General features: G+C 58.2%; 26 protein-coding genes and 1 pseudogene. 19 read left to right on the forward strand and 8 right to left on the reverse strand.

From position 1 onward, the window contains the following. The first annotated feature begins 89 nt into the window (after positions 1–89). The 6 genes from JJB97_RS14390 (at position 90) to JJB97_RS14400 (ending at position 2,624) form a co-directional block, all read left to right on the forward strand. Positions 90–590 carry an HNH endonuclease signature motif containing protein gene (locus tag JJB97_RS14390; RefSeq protein WP_238714695.1) on the forward strand — a complete coding sequence of 167 codons (501 nt, stop codon included), beginning with the start codon at positions 90–92 and terminating at the stop codon, positions 588–590. 1 nt (position 591) lies between these two features. Beyond that, on the forward strand, positions 592–849 hold the full coding sequence (locus JJB97_RS14395) for a bacteriocin immunity protein (RefSeq protein WP_238714696.1): 258 nt from the start codon (positions 592–594) through the stop codon (positions 847–849). Positions 850–1,016: 167 nt separating this feature from the next. Then, positions 1,017–1,190, forward strand: a complete 174-nt coding sequence (locus tag JJB97_RS18785) for a toxin C-terminal domain-containing protein (protein WP_399198603.1) — start codon at positions 1,017–1,019, stop codon at positions 1,188–1,190. Positions 1,191–1,194: 4 nt separating this feature from the next. Further along, positions 1,195–1,329 carry a hypothetical protein gene (locus tag JJB97_RS18585; RefSeq protein WP_263457975.1) on the forward strand — a complete coding sequence of 45 codons (135 nt, stop codon included), beginning with the start codon at positions 1,195–1,197 and terminating at the stop codon, positions 1,327–1,329. Further along, positions 1,274–1,486, forward strand: a complete 213-nt coding sequence (locus tag JJB97_RS18790) for a hypothetical protein (protein WP_399198612.1) — start codon at positions 1,274–1,276, stop codon at positions 1,484–1,486. The genes JJB97_RS18585 and JJB97_RS18790 overlap by 56 nt, the downstream gene beginning before the upstream one ends. Before the next feature lie 367 nt (positions 1,487–1,853). Next, positions 1,854–2,624 carry an amidohydrolase gene (locus JJB97_RS14400; RefSeq protein WP_238714697.1) on the forward strand — a complete coding sequence of 257 codons (771 nt, stop codon included), beginning with the start codon at positions 1,854–1,856 and terminating at the stop codon, positions 2,622–2,624. A 72-nt stretch (positions 2,625–2,696) separates the two neighbouring features. On the opposite strand, the gene JJB97_RS14405 is transcribed toward JJB97_RS14400, so the two are convergent. From JJB97_RS14405 to hypA, 8 genes are all read right to left on the reverse strand, one after another. Further along, the gene (locus tag JJB97_RS14405; RefSeq protein WP_238714698.1) at positions 2,697–3,938 is read right to left on the reverse strand and encodes a pyridoxal-phosphate-dependent aminotransferase family protein; all 1,242 of its coding nucleotides are present in this window, start codon (positions 3,936–3,938) and stop codon (positions 2,697–2,699) included. A 332-nt stretch (positions 3,939–4,270) separates the two neighbouring features. Continuing rightward, positions 4,271–4,465 (reverse strand): hypothetical protein, encoded by a 195-nt coding sequence (locus JJB97_RS14410; RefSeq protein ID WP_238714699.1) that lies wholly within the window; start codon positions 4,463–4,465, stop codon positions 4,271–4,273. Between the two features lie 67 nt (positions 4,466–4,532). After that, on the reverse strand, positions 4,533–6,632 hold the full coding sequence (gene flhA / locus JJB97_RS14415) for a formate hydrogenlyase transcriptional activator FlhA (protein WP_238714700.1): 2,100 nt from the start codon (positions 6,630–6,632) through the stop codon (positions 4,533–4,535). A 128-nt stretch (positions 6,633–6,760) separates the two neighbouring features. Further along, entirely contained in the window at positions 6,761–7,771 is a 1,011-nt protein-coding gene (gene hypE / locus JJB97_RS14420) for a hydrogenase expression/formation protein HypE (protein ID WP_238714701.1), read from the reverse strand. Next, positions 7,768–8,886: a hydrogenase formation protein HypD gene (hypD, locus tag JJB97_RS14425; RefSeq protein WP_238714702.1), complete on the reverse strand. Its 1,119-nt coding sequence runs from the start codon at positions 8,884–8,886 to the stop codon at positions 7,768–7,770. The genes hypE and hypD overlap by 4 nt, the downstream gene beginning before the upstream one ends. Beyond that, complete coding sequence (locus JJB97_RS14430; protein WP_238714703.1) at positions 8,886–9,164, reverse strand: HypC/HybG/HupF family hydrogenase formation chaperone; 279 nt, start codon at positions 9,162–9,164, stop codon at positions 8,886–8,888. The genes hypD and JJB97_RS14430 overlap by 1 nt, the downstream gene beginning before the upstream one ends. Further along, complete coding sequence (gene hypB, locus JJB97_RS14435; protein ID WP_238714704.1) at positions 9,155–10,015, reverse strand: hydrogenase nickel incorporation protein HypB; 861 nt, start codon at positions 10,013–10,015, stop codon at positions 9,155–9,157. The genes JJB97_RS14430 and hypB overlap by 10 nt, the downstream gene beginning before the upstream one ends. Before the next feature lie 9 nt (positions 10,016–10,024). Continuing rightward, positions 10,025–10,369, reverse strand: a complete 345-nt coding sequence (hypA, locus tag JJB97_RS14440) for a hydrogenase maturation nickel metallochaperone HypA (RefSeq protein WP_238714705.1) — start codon at positions 10,367–10,369, stop codon at positions 10,025–10,027. Between the two features lie 214 nt (positions 10,370–10,583). Here hypA and JJB97_RS14445 point away from each other — a divergent pair, with 214 nt between their 5' ends. The 13 genes and pseudogenes from JJB97_RS14445 (at position 10,584) to JJB97_RS14505 (ending at position 23,002) form a co-directional block, all read left to right on the forward strand. Then, complete coding sequence (locus JJB97_RS14445) at positions 10,584–11,051, forward strand: transcriptional regulator (protein ID WP_238714706.1); 468 nt, start codon at positions 10,584–10,586, stop codon at positions 11,049–11,051. 79 nt (positions 11,052–11,130) lie between these two features. Then, on the forward strand, positions 11,131–11,739 hold the full coding sequence (locus tag JJB97_RS14450) for a 4Fe-4S dicluster domain-containing protein (RefSeq protein WP_238714707.1): 609 nt from the start codon (positions 11,131–11,133) through the stop codon (positions 11,737–11,739). Beyond that, positions 11,736–13,559: a formate hydrogenlyase subunit 3 gene (hycC, locus tag JJB97_RS14455; RefSeq protein ID WP_238714708.1), complete on the forward strand. Its 1,824-nt coding sequence runs from the start codon at positions 11,736–11,738 to the stop codon at positions 13,557–13,559. Before JJB97_RS14450 ends, hycC begins: the two co-directional genes overlap by 4 nt. 1 nt (position 13,560) lies before the next feature. Further along, on the forward strand, positions 13,561–14,493 hold the full coding sequence (locus tag JJB97_RS14460; protein ID WP_238714709.1) for a respiratory chain complex I subunit 1 family protein: 933 nt from the start codon (positions 13,561–13,563) through the stop codon (positions 14,491–14,493). Between the two features lie 19 nt (positions 14,494–14,512). Beyond that, positions 14,513–16,222, forward strand: coding sequence for a hydrogenase large subunit (locus JJB97_RS14465; RefSeq protein WP_238714710.1), 1,710 nt, complete (start codon positions 14,513–14,515; stop codon positions 16,220–16,222). A 202-nt stretch (positions 16,223–16,424) separates the two neighbouring features. Next, the gene (locus JJB97_RS14470) at positions 16,425–16,967 is read left to right on the forward strand and encodes a formate hydrogenlyase complex iron-sulfur subunit (RefSeq protein ID WP_238714711.1); all 543 of its coding nucleotides are present in this window, start codon (positions 16,425–16,427) and stop codon (positions 16,965–16,967) included. After that, a complete protein-coding gene (locus tag JJB97_RS14475) occupies positions 16,967–17,734 on the forward strand; it encodes an NADH-quinone oxidoreductase subunit B family protein (RefSeq protein ID WP_238714712.1) in 768 nt (255 codons plus the stop codon). Before JJB97_RS14470 ends, JJB97_RS14475 begins: the two co-directional genes overlap by 1 nt. Beyond that, positions 17,731–18,138: a formate hydrogenlyase maturation HycH family protein gene (locus tag JJB97_RS14480; protein WP_238714713.1), complete on the forward strand. Its 408-nt coding sequence runs from the start codon at positions 17,731–17,733 to the stop codon at positions 18,136–18,138. The genes JJB97_RS14475 and JJB97_RS14480 overlap by 4 nt, the downstream gene beginning before the upstream one ends. Further along, positions 18,131–18,586 (forward strand): hydrogenase maturation peptidase HycI, encoded by a 456-nt coding sequence (gene hycI / locus JJB97_RS14485; RefSeq protein WP_238714714.1) that lies wholly within the window; start codon positions 18,131–18,133, stop codon positions 18,584–18,586. Before JJB97_RS14480 ends, hycI begins: the two co-directional genes overlap by 8 nt. A 293-nt stretch (positions 18,587–18,879) precedes the next feature. Continuing rightward, positions 18,880–19,425, forward strand: a complete 546-nt coding sequence (gene hydN / locus JJB97_RS14490; protein ID WP_238714724.1) for an electron transport protein HydN — start codon at positions 18,880–18,882, stop codon at positions 19,423–19,425. A gap of 71 nt (positions 19,426–19,496) precedes the next feature. Further along, positions 19,497–19,683, forward strand: a pseudogene (locus tag JJB97_RS14495) (hypothetical protein); the annotation flags it as partial. A 56-nt stretch (positions 19,684–19,739) separates the two neighbouring features. Further along, on the forward strand, positions 19,740–21,980 hold the full coding sequence (gene hypF / locus JJB97_RS14500) for a carbamoyltransferase HypF (protein ID WP_238714715.1): 2,241 nt from the start codon (positions 19,740–19,742) through the stop codon (positions 21,978–21,980). Continuing rightward, on the forward strand, positions 21,980–23,002 hold the full coding sequence (locus tag JJB97_RS14505) for a HoxN/HupN/NixA family nickel/cobalt transporter (RefSeq protein ID WP_238714725.1): 1,023 nt from the start codon (positions 21,980–21,982) through the stop codon (positions 23,000–23,002). The genes hypF and JJB97_RS14505 overlap by 1 nt, the downstream gene beginning before the upstream one ends. Positions 23,003–23,081: the final 79 nt, after the last annotated feature.

Consider the following 23,081-nt stretch of genomic DNA (forward strand, 5'->3'; position numbering starts at 1 on the left):
TGGTAAAAGTGTAGCGGTATTAGGCGCAGCTATTTAGCTTTTCGACCTGTTTGATTGAACTGCCCTGTCTTTCAAGGTGATGGCTCGCAGTGCGAACCATTACCACTCCGGTGCCGGCAGAGAAGAAATTTGCGGATTATATTCTTATTCTGCCGTTGCCGAATATTCCTCCGATTTATGTATATCTACGAAACAATCCAGGTCAGGTAACGGGTAAAGGACAGAAGGTTAGCGGTATTTGGTTGTCTGACGCTAACACGGGGAATGGTTCTCCGGTTCCTGGTCAGATAGCAGATAAGCTACGAGGACGAACCTTTGTAAACTTTGACCAGTTCCGTAAGGCGTTTTGGTTAGAGGTTTCAAAAGATCCTGAGTTATCAAGCCAGTTTCGAGGGAGTAACAAAATTCATATACGCAGTGGAAACTCCCCTTTCACACGAGAGCAGGATCGTGCTGGAGGAAGAGAACGCTATGAAATTCATCATATTATTCCAATAAGCAAAGGCGGGGAGGTTTATAATGTCGATAATATGGGCATAACTTCACCTAAGCGGCATATCGTTATTCATTCAACCAGGGAGAGTAGATAATATGGGTGATAAAAAATTATTATCTGATTATACAGAAAGCGAATTTTTAGATTTAGTTCGTAAAATTTATAATGCTGAAGGGCCAACTGAAGAGGACGATAATCGCCGAGTTAGGGAGTTTCGGCGTCTTGCTGAACATCCATCAGGCTCCGACCTTATCTTCTACCCAGAGGATGGGAAAGATGATAGTCCAGAGGGCGTTGTTCAGGAAGTAAAACAATGGCGTCAAGCTAATGGTAAGCCGGGCTTTAAGGGTTAGCTTCTGATCACATAAATGAGTATGTATCCGCGTCTGGAGGCGCGGTTTTCAATTACTTACCGAATATAAGCAGCGCAACACGCCTGGTGTGCTGCTTCATTCCTAATACGTTCACCACGGAGGAAGATCCCCATATAACGATCATCTGGACGCCAGACAGTTCCTGTGTGAATGTTAAAGCACCATTCAATTCTCACGGGCAATCAGCATTTTTTAATGGAAAAGATTACATAACACCAGATGTTGACGGGCATAATGTTTCCGAAGGATGGAAAAAATTTAGTAAAAAAGGCGTTCGCTTAAGTACATATGATAAATATTTAAACAGAGTGAAAGGGTGATAATATGTTTGGTATTTTTACAGAAAATAAATCTTTTAAGTCAGAAATTAATGAAACAGTATTACTTGCTTCAATTACCAAAGGTGAATTTAAAGAAGGAATGCAGATCCCTGTCGATTATTGGAGTATCAAACAATAGGCTTTCTTCTTTAAAAAGGTATTTATGGGGAAATAATGCGACTCTAGTAGTTTCAATGTATTTATCTAAAGTTGCGCATTTTTTATTCTCATGGGTTCTATATTTCAGACAAGAAAACGTTATTGTTCAGAATAAAATAATTTTTTGGATGAGATAAAGAATTTTTCCACAGATAAAATAAATGAATATACTAGTGAGTATGAAGCTTATTCAGAAGGTGAAAAAGTACCAGAATGGTACACTACTATTGATGAGATAAAAGAATTTATGTCATAACTTGAAAGCAAGATGATTAACATAATATACGCTTTCCATCTAAGGCTTAGTAAAACGACAGTCAGGGTAACCTGATTCCGCATGGCTGGCACACTACAGAGTAACTAATTAACCAACTTAAAAATCGTACCCTGGGACGAGATTAAATGTATCCATTACGTGTTTGAGCATAAAATTAGTTTACTTTCTAACATACGCGAACATCATGCTACAGTGAGAAGCGTTTGTGCAATCTGGAGAATATCGCCGTGTCTGGTCTCAAAATATCGCTACTGCAGCAGCCGCTTGCCTGGATGGACGCTCCGGCCAACTTGCGGCATTTCGATTTACAGCTCGATAATCTGAACGGCCGCGATCTGATTGTGTTGCCTGAAATGTTTACAACGGGTTTTGCGTTGGAAGCGGCAAAGCACTCGCTGACGCAGCCAGAGCTCATCGCCTGGATGCAGGAAAAGGCGCAGCGCTGCAACGCGCTGATAGCAGGCAGCGCCGCTATCGCCGGCGAACACGGTCCGGTGAATCGCTTTTTGCTCACGCAGCCGGACGGCACGGTACATTTTTACGACAAGCGTCACCTGTTCCGCATGGCCGATGAACATCAGCACTATCAGCCAGGCAACCAGCGGCTGGTGTTGGCGTGGCGCGGGTGGCGCATTCTGCCACTGGTCTGTTACGATCTGCGCTTCCCGGTATGGTCGCGCAACCAGAATGATTACGATCTTGCGCTGTATGTCGCTAACTGGCCCGCCGCGCGTTCGCATCACTGGCAGACGCTGCTCGCCGCCCGCGCAATAGAAAACCAGGCCTACGTAGCAGGCTGCAACCGCATTGGCACCGACGGCAACGGCCAACACTACCGCGGCGATAGCCGGGTTATCGATCCGCAGGGCGAAATCCTTGCCGCCGCTGAACCGCATCAGGCGGGCCAGATCGATGCCGAACTGTCATTAACGGCGCTTAAGGAGTATCGCGAGCGTTTCCCCGCCTGGCGAGATGCTGACGCGTTTCGGCTCATATAGTGCTCCCTCCCGGCCCGCCCGGGAGGCAACAGGCATGCTTTAGTAAAAACGGGCGGTTTCGCGCAGGTGGCGTCACCGGCCTGCGCTATCGTAGATATCCCACGCCGCCTGCATGGCCGCCCCCTGAACAGTCTTCAGGCCCAGCCGGTTCAGCACCGCCTCCAGCGCCGCGAGCGTTTGCAATACGCAGTCTTTGCGGGCGTTATAGCCCATCGTGCCAATACGCCAGATTTTGCCCTGAAGCGGGCCAAACGACGTACCAATCTCAATGTGAAAATCCTCCAGCAGACGCTGGCGCACCGCTTCGCCATGAACCTGCGCCGGGATAACCACGCCGAGCACATTGCTCATGCGGTGCGCCGGAGAACCGAACGTATCCAGCCCCATCCCCTGAATACCCGCCGCCAGCGCCCGCCCGTGCAGAGCGTGGCGGGCAAGCGTATTATCCAGCCCCTCTTCCAGAATAATGCGCGCGCATTCACGGGCGGCAAACAGCATACTGGTGGCTTCGGTGTGATGATTAAGCCGCTCTGGCCCCCAGTAATCCATAATCATGCCGAGATCGAAATAGTTAGAGTAGATAATCTCATCATCGCCGTCGTAATGGCTGTCGTTGCGGATACCCTGCTCCACACGCCGACGACGGCGAATCACCTCTTCCATCCGTGGGCTGAGCGTGACGGGCGAGCTGCCGGACGGGCCGCCAAGACACTTTTGCAGCCCGGCGGACACCGCATCCAGCCCCCAGCCGTCGGTATCCAGCTCATTGCCTCCCAGCGAGGCGGTGGCGTCGGTATAAAACAGCACGCCGTAGCGGCGGCAGATATCGCCAAGTTCATCCAGCGGCTGAAGCAGCGTAGTGGACGTATCGCCGTGTACGGTAAGCAGCAGCCGTGGTCTGACGCGTTTAATGGCATCTTCGATTTGCTGCGGTGAAAATACCTCGCCCCACGGCACGTCGATGCTGCGCACCTCCGCGCGGCAACGCCGGGCAATTTCACACAGCAGATGTCCAAATCGGCCAAAAACCGGCACCAGCACGCGATCGCCCGGGCGAATCGCCGACAGGAGAATGGCCTCAATACCGGCGCGGGAAGTGCCATCCACCAGCATTGTCCAACGGTTCTGAGTACGAAATATTTCACGCCACAGCGCCATCACTTCGTTCATGTAGCCTGTCATGGCCGGGTCATACTGGCCGATAAGCGGGCTTGCCATCGCGCGCAACGCCCGCGGGTCGGCGTTAATGGGGCCAGGCCCCATTAACAGGCGCTGCGGTGGGTTTATCTGCGGATACCGTTGAATATCAAACATCGCGTTTCCTTGTTCTGAACGTCGCTTCGCCGTGAAACGAAAATAGCGAAATGGGGAAGTTGGCAGCAAGTGTGCCATGCTGCAAAAAAACGCGCCGCAGGCGATATCACATGCCATTAAAAAGTCACCCGCCCGTGAATGAAAAAAGAGATAAACCGAGTCGGGCCGTCCGCGGCGCGGCGGCGTCAGACGCCAGTGAGCGTTGCACAAGAGAAACCCGGCAGGTTGATAAAGCCGTGAAATTTATCGCACCGGGTATGGCGCAACCGGCGAAGAAAAGGGGTCGCCGGCGGCGTTATGCGGGTCACCTGAGGCTAAAGGGGGCCGCTCACTTAACGTTCGTTGTCAAACGGGCCTTCATCAGCGCTAAACGGATAAGCGGGCCGCTTTGCAACGCCTGCGGCCCCGCAAAGCGAGGATGACTTCATGCTGCGCGCCCGCCCTGCCATCAGTCTGCGTCCGACCCGTCTCGTTTCGCTACAGCCCGCCTGCGGTTTGCCGGTTTCAGCGGGCGTCTCGCCCGCCACGCGGTAAGCCTGTACAGGTTAAAAGCGAACAGGGATAGTTATTAACGCGCGTCCGTTCTTCAGCCCCTTATTTCGCCAGCAGGCTATTTTTATCAATCCCCAATCGCTTCATGCGCGAAAGCAGCGTGGTGCGTTTAACGCCCAGACGCTGCGCTGCGCCTCTGGAACCGGCAATAACGCCGTTCGTTTCTTTCAATACCCGAACAATCCGTTGATATTCATCTTCATCATCACGCAACGGTTCTGCTTCAGGCTGCGCGTATGCCGGCGCAGGGGCCAGAAACGGCGGCATCATCTCGCAAAGCGAAAGCTGCAGCACATTTCCTCTGGTCAGCAGTACCGCCCGCTCAATGACGTTTTCCAGCTCGCGCACGTTACCCGGCCACTCCATACGGCTTAATGTGCGCAGCGTCTCAGCCGGGATGCTGTCAATGTTGCGCTCCAGCCGTCTGGCGATTTTAAAGGTGAACGCTTTAACCAGCAGGGGGATATCCTCCGGTCGTTCACGCAGCGGCGGCAGGCGGACAGGAAAGACGTTCAGCCGGTAATAGAGATCGCTGCGAAACGCTCTGTCCGCCACCATTTGCCGCAAGTCACAGTTTGTGGCGGCAATCAGGCGCACATCGGTGTGAATAACTTTATTGCTGCCTAACCGTTCGAACTCCTGCTCCTGAAGCACCCGCAGCAATTTAGGCTGTAGTTCCAGGGGCATATCGCCCACTTCGTCAAGAAACAGCGAGCTTTTATCCGCCAGTTCAAAGCGCCCGATATGTTGAGCGCTGGCGCCGGTAAAGGCGCCGCGCTCGTGGCCGAACAGATCGCTTTCCAGCAGCCCGGCAGGCATGGCGGCGCAGTTAAGCTTCACCATCCGTCGTCCGTTGCGCGTACTCTGGTTATGGATAGCCCTGGCAACCAGCTCTTTGCCGGTACCGGTTTCCCCCAGAATCAGCACGGTGCTGTTGCTGCGCGCCACCATCTCCACCTGGCGCATAACGTCGCGCATCGCCTGGCTCTGGCCGATAATTTCGCCAAAATCAGCGGCGACGTTGTTAATCTGCTCAGTCAGCGCCAGGTTTTCATCAATCAACCGCTCCTTCAGGCGCTGGATCTCCTGGTAGGCCAGCGCGTTATCCACGGCAATCGCAATGCGCCCGGCAATCTGATGCAGCAGCTTCAGATTAGCCGTCGTGAAAATATGCTCCTGGCACTGGGCCAGCTTCAGCACGCCAAGGATATTGTCCCCTGACATCAGCGGCAGCAGGCACAGCGTTTGTATTTGGTTGCCCCACATATCAAACAGCATTCGCTCATAGGGGGCCAGGCTGTCGTGCTGATGCAAATTCAGCAACAGCATCTTTTTACTGTGAAAGACCCGTTCCGAAAGCGTTCCCTGTTCATTGACTTCGCTTCTGTCATGCACCGGCGCATCGCGATCGATATAGTGGGTGGAGTAAATCTTCAGCCGATGGCGTCGGGATGCCCGCAGAACGATGCTGATGGAATCAATCCCGAAATTGTTGTGAATTTCATGGGCGATTTCACTGATCAGTTCATCAAGGTCCAGTTTCGAAAGCACGGCGTTGGTGATAGCGACCAGCAGGCGGAAGTCGTTACGCTCGCGGCACAACAGCTTGTGATGTTGGCTATCGCTCAGCCGGATCTGGATCTGCTCTACGGCAAGCGCCACAATCTGCGCCAGCGAACGCAGCCGCGCACGCTCTTTTTCGCTCCACGGGCGATCGTCGTCACGCAGAATTTCGCAGCCGCCGACAATCTTGCCATCAGAGGCCAGCGGCAACATACCGTAATAGCTAAAATTCGGGTAAAGCCCGCAGCCAGCAAGTACAGGCCAGGCCTCGCGAAACGCGGCGACATCGCAGTGCAGCATATCCGGGCGTGAAAGGATGTGGCTGACAGGCCCGCTCGCCAGCGCCAGCTCATCCATTTTAATAACGCTCTCGCCGTTATCCTTCACGCCATAATAGCGCACCTGGGGATGCAGCTCGTCCGCCGTCAGAATAATGGCGGCCTGGCCGGCCAGATCGGCCTGTCGCAGGTGCAGCGTCAGCGCCTGTGCGAGCGCGCAAAAATCGGGCTGCTGCAGTAGCGTGCGCGTCAGGTTAAAGAGCTGCTGCTCCTGGGGATCGCCCATTGAAGTAAGAGACATTGTGTTATCCAGAAACCCGGTTATCAGTGCTCCACGCGTATTCGCGCCGGAATAAGCAGCGCGATACGGCATAGATTATTGGGTATAACGTACGCAGGCGGCCGGCTTCCGCCTGGAAACATAGTAGTCTAACAAATACGGGGGAGGGGTTCGGTATGCGGCAAATCAATCGTACGACAAATACCGTACAGTCCTGTCATCCTGACGCCCCGTTGCGGCACAACTTCACCAATAATCGCAGCGTCGCGCCCCAGCGGATGCGCCTGCAACCGCCCAAGCAGCGCCTGCGCCTGCTGTGGCGCGACGCCAATCACCAGTTTTCCTTCGTTGGCGAAATTCAACGCATCCAGCCCCAGCAGTTCGCACACGCCGCGCACCGCCGGTTTGAGCGGCAGCGCCTGCTCGTTAAGTACAATACCGTAACCGCTGGCGGCGGCAAATTCGTGAACCACGGCGTTAACGCCGCCACGGGTAGCGTCGCGCATCGCTCTGATGCCCGTAAGGTCGCGCACTGCCGCAATCAAGGGCGACAGCAGCGCGCAATCGCTGGCAAGTTCGCCCTCCAGCCCCAGCCGTTCGCGCAGGTTAAGTATCGTGGCGCCGTGGTCGCCCAGCGTGCCCGTTACCAGCAGCCGATCGCCTGGTTGCAGTTGCGCAGCCCCCCACTCCAGCCCAGCCGGAATCACGCCGATCCCGGCGGTATTAATAAACAGCTTGTCCGCCGCGCCGCGGGGGACGACTTTAGTGTCGCCGGTTACAATCGCGATCCCCGCTTCGCGGGCGGTGTCGGCCATGCTGCGCACCACGGCTTGTAGCGTCGCTATCTCCAGCCCTTCTTCCAGAATAAAGCCGCAGGAAAGCCAGCGCGGGGTCGCGCCGCCTACGGCGATATCGTTCGCCGTGCCGCATACCGCCAGCTTTCCGATATCGCCGCCGGGGAAGACCAGCGGATCGATAACATAACTGTCGGTGGAAAACGCCAGCCTGTCGCCGGCGTCGTTCAGCCAGCGCAGCGGAATGCGCGCCTGGTCTTCCTGGGTTGCCAGCAGCGGATTATCAAAAGCCGTCATAAACAGCGCGGCGATAAGTTTTTGCATTGCCTGCCCGCCGCCGCCCTGCGCCAGAGTCACTTTATTCATGCCTCCTCCTGAAAACGATATTGATACCAGGCCGCGCAGGCCCCTTCCGATGAAACCATCAGCGCGCCGAAGGCGTTGCGGGGATTGCAGCGCGGCCCCAGCAGCGGGCAGTCCGCAGGCTTACAGCGCCCGGTCAAGACCTCGCCGCAGCGAGCTTCGGGATCGTCGCACACCAGGCGCTTGCGCGGCTGAAAGCGGCGCTGCGCATCAAAGCGCTGATAGGGTTCTGTCAGGTGTACGCCGGATTCGGCAATAACCCCAAGACCGCGCCACTCGCTCTCGCCATGAATAACAAAAACGTCCGCCATCGCCTGGCGAGCAAGCGCGTTACCGGCATCCGGCGCCACCCGACGATACTGGTTTTCCACCTTACACGCGCCGCCGCATATCTGTTCTACCAGCAGGATAACGCCCTGGAGCAAATCCAGCGGTTCAAAGCCTGCCACCACCAGCGGGCGCTGATAGTCTTCAACAATGAAATCGTAGGCGGCAGTACCAATAACCATACTTACGTGACCCGGCGCCAGAAAAGCGTCAATACCGTTTTCCGGCTGCTCCAGCAGGCTTTTCAACGTAGGCAGCAGCGTAATGTGCTGGCAGAACATGAAGAAGTTATTCACGCCGTCTTCACGCGCCCGGCGCAGCGTCAGCGCTGTGGCTGGCATAGTGGTTTCAAAGCCGAGGCCGAAAAAGACCACCTCGCGCTGCGGATTATCGCGGGCAAGCGCAAGGGCATCCATTGGCGAGTAAACCACCCGCACGTCCGCGCCGCGGGCCTTTGCGTCCAGCAGCGATCCCTCTTTGCCGGGCACGCGCATCGCATCGCCAAAGGTACAAAAAATAACGCCTTCGCGGGCGGCAATCTCAGTACAGGCGTCAATACGCCCCATCGGCAGTACACAGACCGGGCAGCCGGGTCCGTGAATAAACTCAATATTGTCCGGCAACAACCGATCGAGGCCGAACCGGAAGATGGCGTGGGTGTGCCCGCCACACACTTCCATAATCCGCAAGGGCCGCAGGGCATCAAAAGGCAAATGCCTGGCCTGCGATTTCAGTTGCTCAATAAGCTGCATAACCCGCTCAGGCGCGCGGTATTCATCAACAAAACGCATCAGTTTTCCCCTTCTCCGTAGAGTAAAGGCCCTACGTCCGGTTCAACTTCAAACATATTTTGCAGCGCCTCCAGGGTATCGAGCGCCTCCTCTTCGTCAATGACGCTCATTGCAAACCCAACGTGCACCAGCACCCACTGGCCTACCCGGGAATGGCCCCGCTCATCCTGCGCGCCCACCAGGGTTAAATCCACCTGGCGCTGAATGCCGCAGACCTCAACTACCGCCTCCTCAGGAGAAGCAATAGCGCGAATTTGTCCCGGAACGCCTATGCACATCGCTGCGCCTCCAGCCAGGCAAGCCAGGCCTCCATCCCTTCGCCTGTGCTGGCGGAGATAAGCAGTATTTCAATATCCGGATTCACCTGCCGGGCGCTGGCGATACAGGCCGCCAGGTCAAAGTTAAGCCAGGGCAGCAAATCGACCTTATTGAGCAACATCAGCGACGCGGCGGCAAACATATGCGGATATTTCAGCGGCTTATCTTCACCTTCCGTCACCGACAGCACCGCCACTTTATGGCGCTCGCCCAGATCGAACGACGCAGGGCAAACCAGGTTGCCTACATTTTCAATAAACAAAATACCGCCCGTCGCCAGCGGCAGGCGGCGGCAGGCGGTCTGAATCATCTGCGCATCCAGATGACATCCCTTCCCGGTGTTCACCTGGATTGCCGGCGTGCCGGCGGCGCGAATGCGCTCGGCGTCATTGAGCGTTTGCTGATCGCCTTCAATCACGGCACAAGGTACTTTTCCCTTCAGGCGCTTCAGGGTTTCGCTAAGCAACGTGGTTTTTCCAGACCCCGGGCTGGAGACCAGATTCAACGACAGCAGGCGGCTGGCGGCAAAGGCGGCGCGGTTGGCCTGCGCGAGCTGGTTGTTTTTGCCCAGAACATCCAACTCCAGCTCCAGCATACGCCGCTGGCTGATGCCCGGCGCATGGGCACCCGCTGCGCCGCAGCCGTAGTGCAGATCGCCATTTTCCGCGCCGTGCGGCTGAAACGGCAGCGCCGACAGGCGGGATATGCGCAGCGAATCGCGCGGCACGGCGGCGAACGGCGCCCGAAAATCAGGGGGGGCGTCGCCTTCAATATGAAGATTGCCCTCTCCACAGCCACAGGTTGTACACATCTTTCACTCCTACTCTATTTCCAGGCGCTTAATTTGCAGACCGTCATCTGCCGCGATGCGTAACGTATCGCTCAGGCAGTCAGGGCAACGCCGTACTCTGGCGCTCAGCAACGTGACGTAACGCTGGCAGTGATGGCACCAGCATTCGGCCTCCTGCTGTTCAATATTGAGTTCGCAACCTTCCGCCAGGGTATCGCGGCAGACCAGTTCAAAGCAGAACGCCAGCGCGCTGCGCTCCACGCAGGAGAACGCGCCTATCTTCAGCCACACGCCGGTCACCCGACGCGCGCCGTGTTGCCGCGCCTGTTGCTCAATGAGTTCAAGCGCACGCTGGCAAAGTGTGATTTCGTGCATAGCATGTCCGGTTTCGACGCGGTAGCCGCGTAATGCAACCAACATGCCAAAAATAAAAATCAAGAAGGGGCTGAGGTGACGATGGCTGACGAAATGACATGTCGGCAGGCCATGTAAAAACGCGCCGTGGGCGTAAAAACAATATATATCAATAGCATAAAAAATGGCACGGAAAGTGCTTGGAGAGGATATTCGTATCAGCAGGAAATCATTTATGTCCCTTACTGAAATAAGCCATAAAGCGGCGTTTATTGCCGAACGCAACCACCAGCTCAATAAACAGTGGCATACCTACTGCAATACCCTGATTCAGGCCATTACCACAACAAAACAGGCGCTGTATCTGGAGATTAAAAGCTCCCCTGACGAAGGGCTGCACTTCTCGCTTTTCAACCACTTTACGCTGCAGATCGTTCGCGATACCGGGTTTAACAACCATACGCTCCACTATGTTCTACACGCCTGCGACGGCAAAAGCCGCCTTGCGCTCGCCAGCGCCCAACTGGGCTGCGACGGGCTGCTTGATAAACGGGTTAGCAACACCGATCGCCAGGCGGTGCTGGAGCACTGTCTGGCGCAAATCAGCAGCGTTTACGATTACCTCTACCAGGCAACGCAGCAGGATGAGCCGTTAACCCTTGAAACGCTCGCCTGCGCGCTGCCCTGCCTGGCGAGGGCCTGAATTTCAGCGTGTCGAAAGGTGTCGAAAAACGCCGTCGGCGACACGATTTCGTCAAAAATGACTACGTAAGGATGTACGGGTGAACCGTTTTGTTATCGCCGATCCCAAACTCTGTATAGGCTGCCACACCTGCGAGGCCGCCTGTTCAGAAAACCATCGCCATCAGGGGCTACAAACCATGCCGCGCCTGAAGGTGATGCGGAATAAAAAAGAATCCGCGCCACAGCTTTGCCGCCAGTGCGAAGACGCCCCTTGCGCCCAGGTATGCCCGGTTAACGCCATCAACCGGCTAAACGGCGCCGTGCAGCTTAATGAAAGCCTGTGCGTCAGTTGCAAGCTGTGCGGCCTTGCCTGCCCGTTCGGCGCCATTGAGTTTGCCGGTAGCCGTCCGCTGGATATTCCGGCCAACGCCAACAGCCCGAAAGCGCCGCCTGCGCCCCCGATGCCGCTCAAAGTCAGTACCTTCCTGGACTGGGTACCCGGCATCCGCGCTATCGCCGTCAAATGCGACCTCTGTTATTTCGATGAACAGGGGCCGGCCTGTGTTCGCACCTGCCCCACGAAAGCGCTGCGCCTGGTCAGCAATGACGACATCGCCGACGCCAGCCGACGCAAGCGTGAACAGGCTATCAATATGGATTTCGGCGCGCTGTCGGTCTTTTCCAGCCACGGAGGAAACGCACAATGATGTCCGCGACTCTGGTAAATAATGCCCTGATGCTGCTTGGCGCAGGCGCGCTGCTTTCGGCCATACCGGGCCTTTGCCGCCCCCTGAGCGGCTTTATCGCCGGCATAGCCGGTACGCTGGCCTGCGCCTGCGCGCTGGCTGGCGGCGCGCTGACGCTGGCCGGCCGACCGGAAACGGCAACATTGCTTAACAGCCGATATATGCTCCTTCTGACGCCGCTTAATGCCGTCTGGCTTATAACTATCGGGCTGTGCGGATGTTTTATTTGCCTGTATCACATCGCCTGGCAGCGCCATCCCGACGCCAGAACCGCCGGGCCGCTGCTGCTGCTCGTACTGGCGGGCGCACTGCTGGCGGTAACGGCAGACAATCTCGCTACGCTGGCGGCAGGCGCGGAGTTAGCCACGCTCAGCGCCGCTTTACTCACTGGCAACGCCCGGGAAAGCAAGCCGTGGTTTGCGCTTGGCCGCCTGGGAACCCTGCTGATTGCGCTGTGCTGCCTGCTGTTGTGGCAGCATTACGGTACGCTGAATCTGGCGGCGCTCCACGCCCGGGCCGGCGCCGACGCGCCGGGGAACCTGGCGCTGACGCTTGGGCTGGCGGGCTTCGGCCTGTTGGCAGGCATCATCCCCCTGCACGGCTGGGTGCCGCAGGCTCACGCCAGCGCCGGCGCCCCTGCCGCCGCGCTGTTTTCCGCCGTGGTACTGAAAACCGGCGTCTGGGGCGTGCTGACGCTGGCTCTGCTTAGCCCGGTTCCGCCGCTGTGGTATGCCGTTGCAGTGATGGTACTGGGCATGGTGACTGCCTTTATCGGCGGTCTCTACGCGCTGATGGAGCACAACATTAACCGCCTGCTGGCTTATCACTCGCTGGAAAATATCGGCATCATTCTGCTGGGGCTGGGCGCCGGGCTGACCGGTTATGCCCTGAACGCGCCGGCGCTGGCGGCGCTGGGCATGGCAGGCGGGCTTTATCATCTATTTAACCACAGCCTGTTTAAAACCACGCTGTTTCTCGGCGCAGGCGCCGTCTGGTTTCGCACCGGGCAGCGCGATATCGAAAAACTGGGCGGCATCGGCAAGCGTATGCCCGCTATCTCGCTCGCTATGCTGGTGGGGCTGATGGCGATGGCCGCGCTGCCGCCGCTAAACGGCTTTGCCGGCGAATGGGTAATTTATCAATCCTTTTTCCGCCTTGGCGCGCTGCCGCAATTTCTGCCGCGCCTGCTTGGGCCGCTGCTGGCGGTCGGGCTGGCGATTACCGGCGCGCTGGCGGTGATGTGTATGGCGAAAGTCTATGGCGTGACTTTCTCTGGCGCGCCGCGCACGCCGCAGGCGGAGCGGGCTGCGCCTGCGCCCTGGCTAATGACCCTGTGCGTGGTCGCGCTGGCGCTGTGTTGCGTTATCGGCGGCGTAGCCGCCCCCTGGCTGCTGCCCATGCTCAGCGCCGTGGTGAATATTCCCAACGCCGCCGCAAGCAGCGTAGTTTCCCAACCGCTGATAACCCTGCTGCTTATCGCCGCTATGCTGCTGGCGTATATCATCTCGCTGCTGCGCCGTGGCGACCGGCTGCCCGCGCGGCGTCGCGGTAGCGCCTGGGTATGCGGTTACGATCACGAACCGACAATGGTCATTACCGCCCACGGTTTCGCCGCGCCGCTAAAAAGCGTGTTTGGCCCAATTTTCGCCCTGCGTCGCGTGCTAAACCCGATGTCGCGGATACCCCTCTGGCAGCATCAGGCGCTGGCGCAGCTCTTCAGACGCCTGGCGGTCATTGAACTGGGCATTTTGCTGGCCGTTGTGATTACCCGGAGCCTTTGAGATGAATACGCTGATTTTTGCACTCGTTCAGGCGCTGGCGCTGTTCGCGCTGGCCCCGCTGTTTACCGGGCTGACCCGCGTCGCCCGCGCCCGCCTCCACTGTCGCCGCGGCCCTGGCTTGCTTCAGGAATATCGGGATCTGTTTAAGCTGCTGGGCCGCCAGAACGTCGCGCCTGCCGATTCCGGCTGGGTATTTCGCCTGACGCCCTATGTCCTGACCGGCGTAATGTTGGTTATCGCCTGCGCCCTGCCGCTTTTAACGCCGCACGCGCCGCTCGCCGGGTTGGGCGATTTGATAACGCTGCTTTATTTGTTCGCTGTCGCGCGCTTTTTTTTCGCGATTGCCGGGCTGGATACCGCCAGCCCCTTTACCGGCATCGGCGCCAGCCGCGAAGCGCTGCTGGGGGTACTGGTAGAGCCGATTCTGCTGCTCGGCCTTTGGGTTGTTGCTCAGGTTGCCGGCGCTACGCATATTGACGCCCTGAACGCCGCCGTGCGCGCCTGGCCTGCGGGCCACGGCCTGACGCTGACGCTGGCGCTGGCGCTGCTTGCCTGCGCTTTCGCCACTTTTATTGAAATGGGCAAGCTGCCCTTTGACCTGGCCGAGGCGGAGCAGGAGTTGCAGGAGGGGCTGCTTTCCGAGTACAGCGGCAGCGGCTTCGCAGTGCTGAAGTGGGGCATTAGCCTCAAGCAACTGGTAGTTTTACAACTTTTTATCGGCGTGTTTATTCCCTGGGGGCAGATGACCCACTTCTCCGCCGGCGCGCTTATCCTCGCCATCGTACTGGCGCTGGTGAAGCTTATCTTCGGGATTCTGATTATCTCACTGTTTGAAAACAGCATGGCGCGCCTGCGTTTTCTGGCCGCTTCCCGCATGACCTGGGCCGGCTTCGGTCTGGCATTTTTAGCCTTCGTCACCCTGCTGGCGGCGTGACAAAAAGAGATTTATCGATATGTCTGAACAAAAATTGGGTCAACACTATCTGCACGCGCTGCGTCAGGCGATGCCGGGCGCTGTGCTGGACGAAACCTGGCAGACCCGCGACCAGCTCACGATTACCGTGCAATTACATCGCCTGCCGGACGTTGTGGCGTATCTTTATTACCAACAGGGCGGCTGGCTGTCGGTACTGTTTGGCAATGACGAGCGTAAACTGTGCGGCCATTACGCTATCTATTATGTGCTGTCGATGGAGAAAGGCGTTCGCTGCTGGATAACGGTGCGCGCTGAAGTGAATGCCAGTAACCCTGAATTCCCCTCCGTGACCCCCAAAGTTCCGGCCGCCGTATGGGGCGAGCGCGAAGTGCGCGATATGTACGGCCTGCGCCCGGTAGGCCTGCCGGATGAACGCCGCCTGGTGCTGCCGGACGACTGGCCGGACGAACTGTGGCCAATGCGCAAAGACAGCATGGACTACCGCCAGCGGCCGGCCCCCACCAGCGACAGGGAAACCTACACGTTTATCAATGAACTCGGGGATAAAAGCAATAACGTCGTGCCCATAGGCCCGCTGCACGTCACCTCGGATGAACCGGGGCACTTTCGTCTGTTTGTTGACGGCGAAACCATTATCGACGCCGATTATCGCCTGTTTTATGTCCACCGCGGCATGGAAAAGCTGGCGGAAACCCGCATGGGCTATAACGAAGTCACCTTCCTTTCCGACCGGGTATGCGGTATCTGCGGTTTCGCCCACAGCACCGCTTACACCACGTCGGTGGAAAATGCGATGGGCATTGTCGTGCCTGAACGCGCCCAGATGATCCGCGCCATCCTGCTGGAGGTGGAACGCCTGCACAGCCATCTGCTGAATCTGGGGCTGGCCTGCCACTTTGTCGGCTTTGATTCCGGCTTTATGCAGTTTTTCCGGGTGCGCGAACAGTCAATGAAGATGGCGGAAATCCTGACCGGCGCCCGTAAAACCTACGGCCTAAACCTGATTGGCGGTATTCGCCGCGATATGCTCAAAGATGAGATGATCCAGACCCGCCGGCTTGCTCAGCAAATGCGGCGCGAAGTGCGTGATCTGGTGGATATTCTGCTCAGCACCCCAAACATTGAGCAACGCACCGTCGGCATTGGCCGCCTCGACCCTCAAATCGCCCGCGACTACAGCAACGTTGGCCCAATGGTGCGCGCCAGCGGCCACGCCCGCGACACCCGCGCCGACCACCCGTTTGTCGGCTACGGCCTGCTGCCGGTTGAAGTATTCAGCGAGCAGGGCTGTGACGTTATTTCGCGCCTGAAAGTGCGTATTAATGAGGTTTTCAGCGCCCTTAATATGATCGATTACGGCCTGGACAACCTGCCCGCCGGGCCGCTGATGACCGAAGGCTTCACTTATATACCTGGCCGTTTCGCCCTGGGCTTTAGCGAAGCGCCGCGCGGCGACGATATCCACTGGAGCATGACCGGCGACAACCAAAAACTCTACCGCTGGCGCTGCCGTGCCGCCACCTATGCCAACTGGCCCACGCTGCGCTACATGCTGCGCGGCAATACGGTTTCCGACGCGCCGCTGATTATTGGCAGCCTCGATCCCTGCTACTCCTGTACCGACCGTATGACGGTGGTGGATGTCCGCAAGCGAAAAAGCCAGGTTGTCCCCTATAAGGAAATCGAGCGCTACGCCATTGAGCGTAAGCATTCGCCGCTGAAATAACACCGCGGCCCCGCCGCGGCGGGGCCTCAGATTGTTGACAAAGAAGGAAAAAACGGGGTTTTTCCTTCTTTGTGGTAAGCAGGCGAAAATCAATACATTGATTTTCCTTATTTTTTTATTGTATTTCATCCATCCTGTCTGCGACAGGATGGGGTTTGTCAGCAGTCTCCGGCCCCGCCGCAGCGGGGCCTCTGGAGTAACGATGATTCCGTTTATCAAAAAAGTACTTAAAACCGGTACCGTCACCACGGCTTACCCGCTGCAACCGGTCGAGGTGGATAAAAATTTTCGCGGCAAGCCGCTACACAAGCCGACGCAATGTATCGGCTGCGCGGCCTGCGTAAACGCCTGCCCGTCCAACGCCCTAAGCGTATCGCTTAGCGACGACCACAGCCGGCTTGACTGGCAGTTCAACCTTGGACGCTGTATTTTTTGCGGCCGCTGCGAAGAGGTCTGCCCCACTGCCGCTATCGCCCTGACGACCGAATACGAGCTGGCGGTCTGGAAGCGGGAGGATTTCCTGCAACAAGCCAGCTTTGACGTCTGCCGCTGCCGGGCCTGTCAGCAACCCTGGGCGGTACAAAAAGAAATTGATTACGCCATTGCGCTGCTTAAACAGGGCGGCGACCCACGCGCCGAAAAGCACCGCGAAAGCTTCGAAACCTGCCCGGAATGTAAGCGCCAGCAAGGCCTGGCCCCGTCTGCGCTGATTGATTTAACCCGTGAAATGAAGGAGGCCATGTAATGAGCCAGCTTCCCGGCCCACGTTCGGCCTCCGGCCAGCCGCTACCGGTGACGGTGGATGAATCCATCGCCAGCCTGAAACAGACGCTGCTGAAAAAAATTAAGCGCTCGGCCTGGGTCTACCGGGTGGACTGCGGCGGCTGTAACGGCTGCGAGATTGAAATCTTCGCCACGCTCTCGCCGGTGTTCGACACCGAACGCTTCGGTATTAAAGTCGCGCCTTCGCCGCGCCACGCCGATATTTTATTGTTCACCGGGGCCGTTACTCGCGCTATGCGCTCGCCGGCGCTTCGGGCGTGGGAATCTGCGCCGGACCCTAAAATCTGCATATCCTATGGCGCCTGCGGCAACAGCGGCGGCATTTTTCACGATCTCTACTGCGTCTGGGGCGGTACGGACAAAATTGTGCCGGTGGATGTCTATATTCCCGGTTGCCCGCCGACGCCTGCCGCTACCCTTTACGGCTTTGCTATGGCGCTTGGGCTGTTAGAGCAGAAGATCCACGCGCGCGGGCCGCAGCAGAGCGATAACCAACCGGCGGCGCTGCTGCGCCCGGAAATGGTGCAGCCGCTGCGGGTACGCATCGAGCGAGCCGCCCGGCGTATGGCGGGCTACCGCTACGGCCGCCAGATAGCCAATGATTATATGCAGCACCTGGCCGCAGGCGAAAACACGCTCTCAGGCTGGCTTAGCGAGCGGCAGGATCCGCGCCTTAACGAAATCGTCGCCGCGTTAAATGAAGTGGTCGAACGGGAGCGTATACGGTGAGCGGGCAGGTTATCTTTAGCCAGTTAAGCCGCAAGTTCGTTGACGAAAACGAAAACACGCCAGACCAGGCGCAGCAGGTTATCTACTACAGCCTGGCTATCGGCCATCACCTGGGCGTGATTGATTGTCTGAAAGCGGCGCTAATCTGCCCGCTGGAAGCCTGGCCGGCGTGGATCGCCACGCTGCCTGCCGAAGAGGCGCGGCGCAAAATGGAAGGCGTGACGCGTTTTGGTGAAATCGTTATCGATCACAGCCACGTCAACTTACTGGCTTCAGCATTCGACGCGGCGCTGGCGCAACAGACGCCAACGCAGCAAAGCTGGAGCCGCGAACTGCTGCGCCTGTTGCAGATGATTCAACGCGAACCCGCCGTCTACCTGATGGTAAGGAGTCAAAATGACTGATGTACTACTGTGCGTGGGCAACAGCATGATGGGCGATGACGGCGCCGGGCCGCTGCTTGCGCAGATGTGCCAGGCGCAACCGCGCGGCGAATGGGTGGTTATCGACGGCGCCAGCGCGCCGGAAAACGACATTGTCGCCATTCGCGCGCTGCGCCCGGATCGCCTGCTGATTGTCGATGCCGCCGACATGGGCCTGAGCCCCGGTGAAATGCGCGTTATCGACCCTAAGGATATTGCCGAACTGTTCTTGATGACCACCCATAACATGCCGCTCAATTATCTGGTAGAGCAGCTTCAGGATGACGTGGCACAGGTTATTTTCGTGGGTATCCAGCCGGATATTGTCGGCTTTTACTACCCCATGACCGAGCCTGTACGCCTGGCAGTAACCGATCTCCACCAGCGCCTGGATAACTGGCAGGGGCTGGGAGGCGTCGCCCAGCTTTGATAACCGCATTTCTGGCCTTTTCCGCCGCGCATTATCGCGGCGGATATTTTCGCGGCGCCCTAAAGCATTATGACGATGCCACAAGACCAGGCATCGCGTATCAGCGATTTTTTCACACTTCTCTCATTGTTGACGTCTCAGTCTGCTGACGACGCTTCCCCGACAAAAATGTCGATCGCGTTATTTTCCCGCGTTATACATATTAAAAATCGTTGATATTCAAATATATATGTTATTGGCACGCTTTGTGCTTAAACAGACCAGGCATACTTAAACCCAAGCTGGAGAATATGATGAACCGCTTCATCATTGCTGATTCAAGCAAATGCATTGGCTGTCGCACCTGCGAAGTCGCCTGCGTCGTTTCCCATCAGCAGGACCAGGACTGCGCCGCCCTGACGCCGCAAACGTTCCTTCCGCGAATTCATGTCATTAAAGGAGTCAATATCTCCACGGCCACGCTGTGCCGCCAGTGTGAAGACGCCCCCTGCGCCCGGGTATGCCCTAACGGCGCCATCAGCCGTGACAACGATTTTATTCACGTTCATCAGGAGCGCTGTATTGGCTGTAAAACCTGCGTAGTGGCCTGCCCCTACGGCGCGATGGAAGTGGTGGTTCGCCCCGTAGTGCGCAACAGCGGCAGCGGCCTGAACGTAGTGACGAATAAGGCGGAAGCGAATAAGTGCGATCTGTGCTACCACCGGGCGGAAGGCCCCGCCTGCATCCCGGCCTGCCCGACCGATGCCATTATCTGCATCGATCGCAATCGCCTTGAGCAGCTTAGCCTGGAAAAACGTCGCCGTGCGGCGCTCGACGATATCGCCGTTCTGACGCGTTGATATTTTTTGGGTTCAATCCTTAATCGGCCTGTTATTGATGAAAAATCACCAGCGCTTATCCGTGCTGCAACATGAAACGGGTTGAGGAAAACAACCACATCGCGCGCGCAAGCGGCTAACGACATAGCTACACAGAATAAACCCAGCCTGAAAGGTTATTACGGCTGGGACGTCCTTAACGATACCCGACTGCTGACGCCGCGCCTGAAGCAGCCAGTGATTCGCTACCGTAAGAATGGGCCGCTGGCGCCGGCGACCCGGGATAATGAAAGCGCGGCTGCGCGCAGCGGCGGAGCTATAGCAAACACAAGGTTATGAGACTGACAGGAACGGAAATCCGCATCTGCGGAAAGGTACAGGGGGTGGGCTTGCGCCCCTTCGTCTGGCAGCTTGCCTGCCGGCTTGGTCTGCGCGGCTGCGTCTTTAATGACGGCGCCGGGGTCATCATTCGCCTGGCCGGCAGCGCGACGGCGCTGCTGGCAAAACTGAAAGCCGATTGCCCGCCTCTGGCCCGCATTGACAGCGTGGAAACCCGCCCCTGGACCTGGCGACAGGCGCCTGCCGACTTTCGTATTATCGAGACGGATCGTAGCGCCATGACAACCCATATCGCCCCGGACGCCGCCACGTGTCCGGACTGCCTGCGCGAAATAAACGATCCGAACGATCGCCGCTATCGCTATCCCTTTAACAACTGCACCCACTGCGGCCCGCGTCTGACCATTATTCGGGCCATGCCTTATGACAGACCCGCCACGGCCATGAACGATTTTCCCCTGTGCGCCGACTGCGCGCGCGAGTATCGGAACCCTGCCGACAGGCGCTTTCATGCACAACCCGTCGCCTGCCCACACTGCGGCCCGCAAATACGCTGGCGCGACGCCGACGGGCGTTATGCCGAACGCGAAGCAGCGCTACAGGCGGCGGCAACCGCGTTGTGCTGCGGTCTTATTGTGGCAATTAAAGGGCTGGGCGGTTTTCATCTGGCCTGCGACGCTACCTGCGAGGCGGCGGTACAGCGCCTGCGCCTGCGCAAACATCGCCTGACGAAACCGCTCGCCGTCATGCTGCCCGATACCGGCGCGCTCAGCGCGCCGGTTGCCGCGTTACTCTCAACCCCGGCAGCCCCCATCGTGCTGGAGGAAAAGCGGCGTCTGCCCGCGTTGTGCGCCGGGATTGCGCCAGGCCTCAATCAGGTAGGCGTGATGCTGCCTTCCACCCCGCTCCACCATCTGCTAATTCAGGCGACAGGACGCCCGCTGGTGATGACTTCCGGTAACGCCAGCGGCAGACCGCCTGCGCTGGATAACGACGAGGCGCTGGCGGATTTAGCCGGTATCGCCGACGGCTGGCTAATACATAACCGCCCCGTATTGCAACGCATGGACGATTCAGTGTTGCAGCGCGATGGCCGAATAGTGCGCCGGGCCAGAGGATTTGTGCCAGACGCTCTTGCGCTGCCGCCTGATTTTCTGCCTGCGCCGCCCACCCTCTGCGTTGGCGCGGATCAAAAAAATACCCTGTGCCTGCTACGCGGCCGGCATGCCGTGCTAAGCCAGCATCTTGGCGATCTGAACGATGAGGCAGCGCTGGCGCAGTGGCGTCAGACGCGTAATCGGCTTTGCGCGCTGTATGACTTTCAGCCGCACCAGGCTGTCGCTGACGCCCATCCCGGCTATCTCAGCGTTAGGCTGGCGCAGGAAAGCGGCCTGCCGATAATGCGCGTTCAGCACCATCACGCCCACGCTGCCGCTTGCCTGGCGGAACATGGCTGGCCATCGGGAAACGGCCCCGTTATCGCGCTGATCCTGGACGGTACCGGCTGGGGGGACGGGCGGCTATGGGGCGGCGAATGTCTGAAAGTGGATTACCGCCATTACCAGCACCTGGGCGGCCTGCCTGCGGTGGCGCTGCCCGGGGGCGAACAGGCCATCCGCCAGCCCTGGCGCAATCTTCTGGCGCAACTGCACGCCTGGGTGCCGGGCTGGCAACAGTTGCCGGAAGCAAGCGGCCTGCTCACGCAACCCTGGCAGCCGCTGCTAAACGCCTGCGAGCGCGGCATCAATTCCCCGCTCGCCTCGTCCTGCGGCCGTTTGTTTGACGCCATTGCCGCCGCGTTGGGCTGCGCGCCCGCGCAGCTAAGCTACGAAGGCGAAGCCGCCTGCCTGCTCCAGGCGCTGGCGGAACGCAGCGGCCCGGTAGCGCACCCGGTCACGCTCGCCTTATGCGACGGGAAGCTGGATCTGGCCGGGTTCTGGCATCAGTGGTTGAACTGGCGCGCTGAACCCGGCGCCCGCGCCTGGGCCTTTCACGATGCGCTGGCGCGTGGCCTGGCCCAACTTGCTCGCTATCACGCCCGCCGTTGCGCTCTGGACACCATGGTCTGCACGGGCGGCGTGATGCACAACTCACTGCTGCGTCTGCGCCTGGCACGCTGGCTGGGCGATTTGCGCTGCCTGTTTCCTGCACAGTTACCCGCAGGCGATGGCGCTATTGCATTCGGACAGGCGGTTATTGCCGCCGCTCATTTTTCGTTATTACAGGATAAATCATGATGTTGACCCCACTACTGCGACTTCCCCTTCGCGCCCGCCTGCTGCTGGCGGTACTGGTCGCGGCAAATCTGGCCGCCTGGGCCTGGGCTATTGCGGCCTTTCATCAAAACAGCGCGCTGATGGCGGCCAGCCTGCTGGCCTGGTGCTACGGGTTGCGCCACGCGGTAGACGCCGACCATATCGCCGCCATCGATAGCGCCACTCGTAAAATGATGCAGCAAGGCAGCCAGCCCTGGGGCGCCGGCGTCTGGTTTTCGCTGGGTCACTCCAGCATCGTGGTGATGGCGACGCTGGCTATCGCCATCACCGCTGCGGCCTTCCAGCACAATATGGCATGGCTGCATGAAGCAGGCGGCACTATCGGCACCGCCGTCTCAGCGTTGTTCCTGCTGGCGATGGCGCTGGTGAATCTGGCGATCCTCCACAGCGTATGGCGCGACTTCCGTTGCCTGAAACGCGGCGAGCCGCTGGCCGCTGAAGAAAAAACGACGCTACGCGGCGGCGCCATGCACTGGCTGTTTCGCCCGGCTTTTCGGCTGGTAAATAAAAGCTGGCATATGTATCTGGTGGGATTTCTGTTTGGTCTTGGGTTTGACACCGCAACAGAGATTGGCGTGCTGGGCATCTCTGCGGCCGGCGCCTGCGGCGGTATGTCTGTCTGGTCGATATTAGTCTTCCCGGCGCTATTCACCAGCGGTATGGCGCTGGTGGATACCCTGGACAATATGATTATGGTGGGCGCCTACGGCTGGGCCTTCCATAAACCACAGCGCAAGCTCTATTACAACATGACCATCACCGCCAGCTCCGTTGCCGTGGCGCTGTTTATCGGCGGCCTGGAAGCGCTGGGGCTGTTGATGGATAAACTGTCGCTAAGCGGCGGCATCTGGGATTGGGTGGCCGCCGTCAACGATCGCCTCGGCAACGCCGGGTTTGTGGTTGTGGGGCTGTTTATCGCCTGGTGGCTGATTTCAATGCTTAACTATCGCCGTAAAGGCTATGACGCCCTGTTAACGCAGTAATGCCATACCGGCGCGCCCGCGCGCCGGTTCTCCCCGCGACATCGACACGTCATTTTTGACGACGCCGCGATCAACTCTT

The sequence above is a fragment of the Tenebrionibacter intestinalis genome, assembly GCF_016632365.1.
Lineage (GTDB): Bacteria > Pseudomonadota > Gammaproteobacteria > Enterobacterales > Enterobacteriaceae > Tenebrionibacter > Tenebrionibacter intestinalis.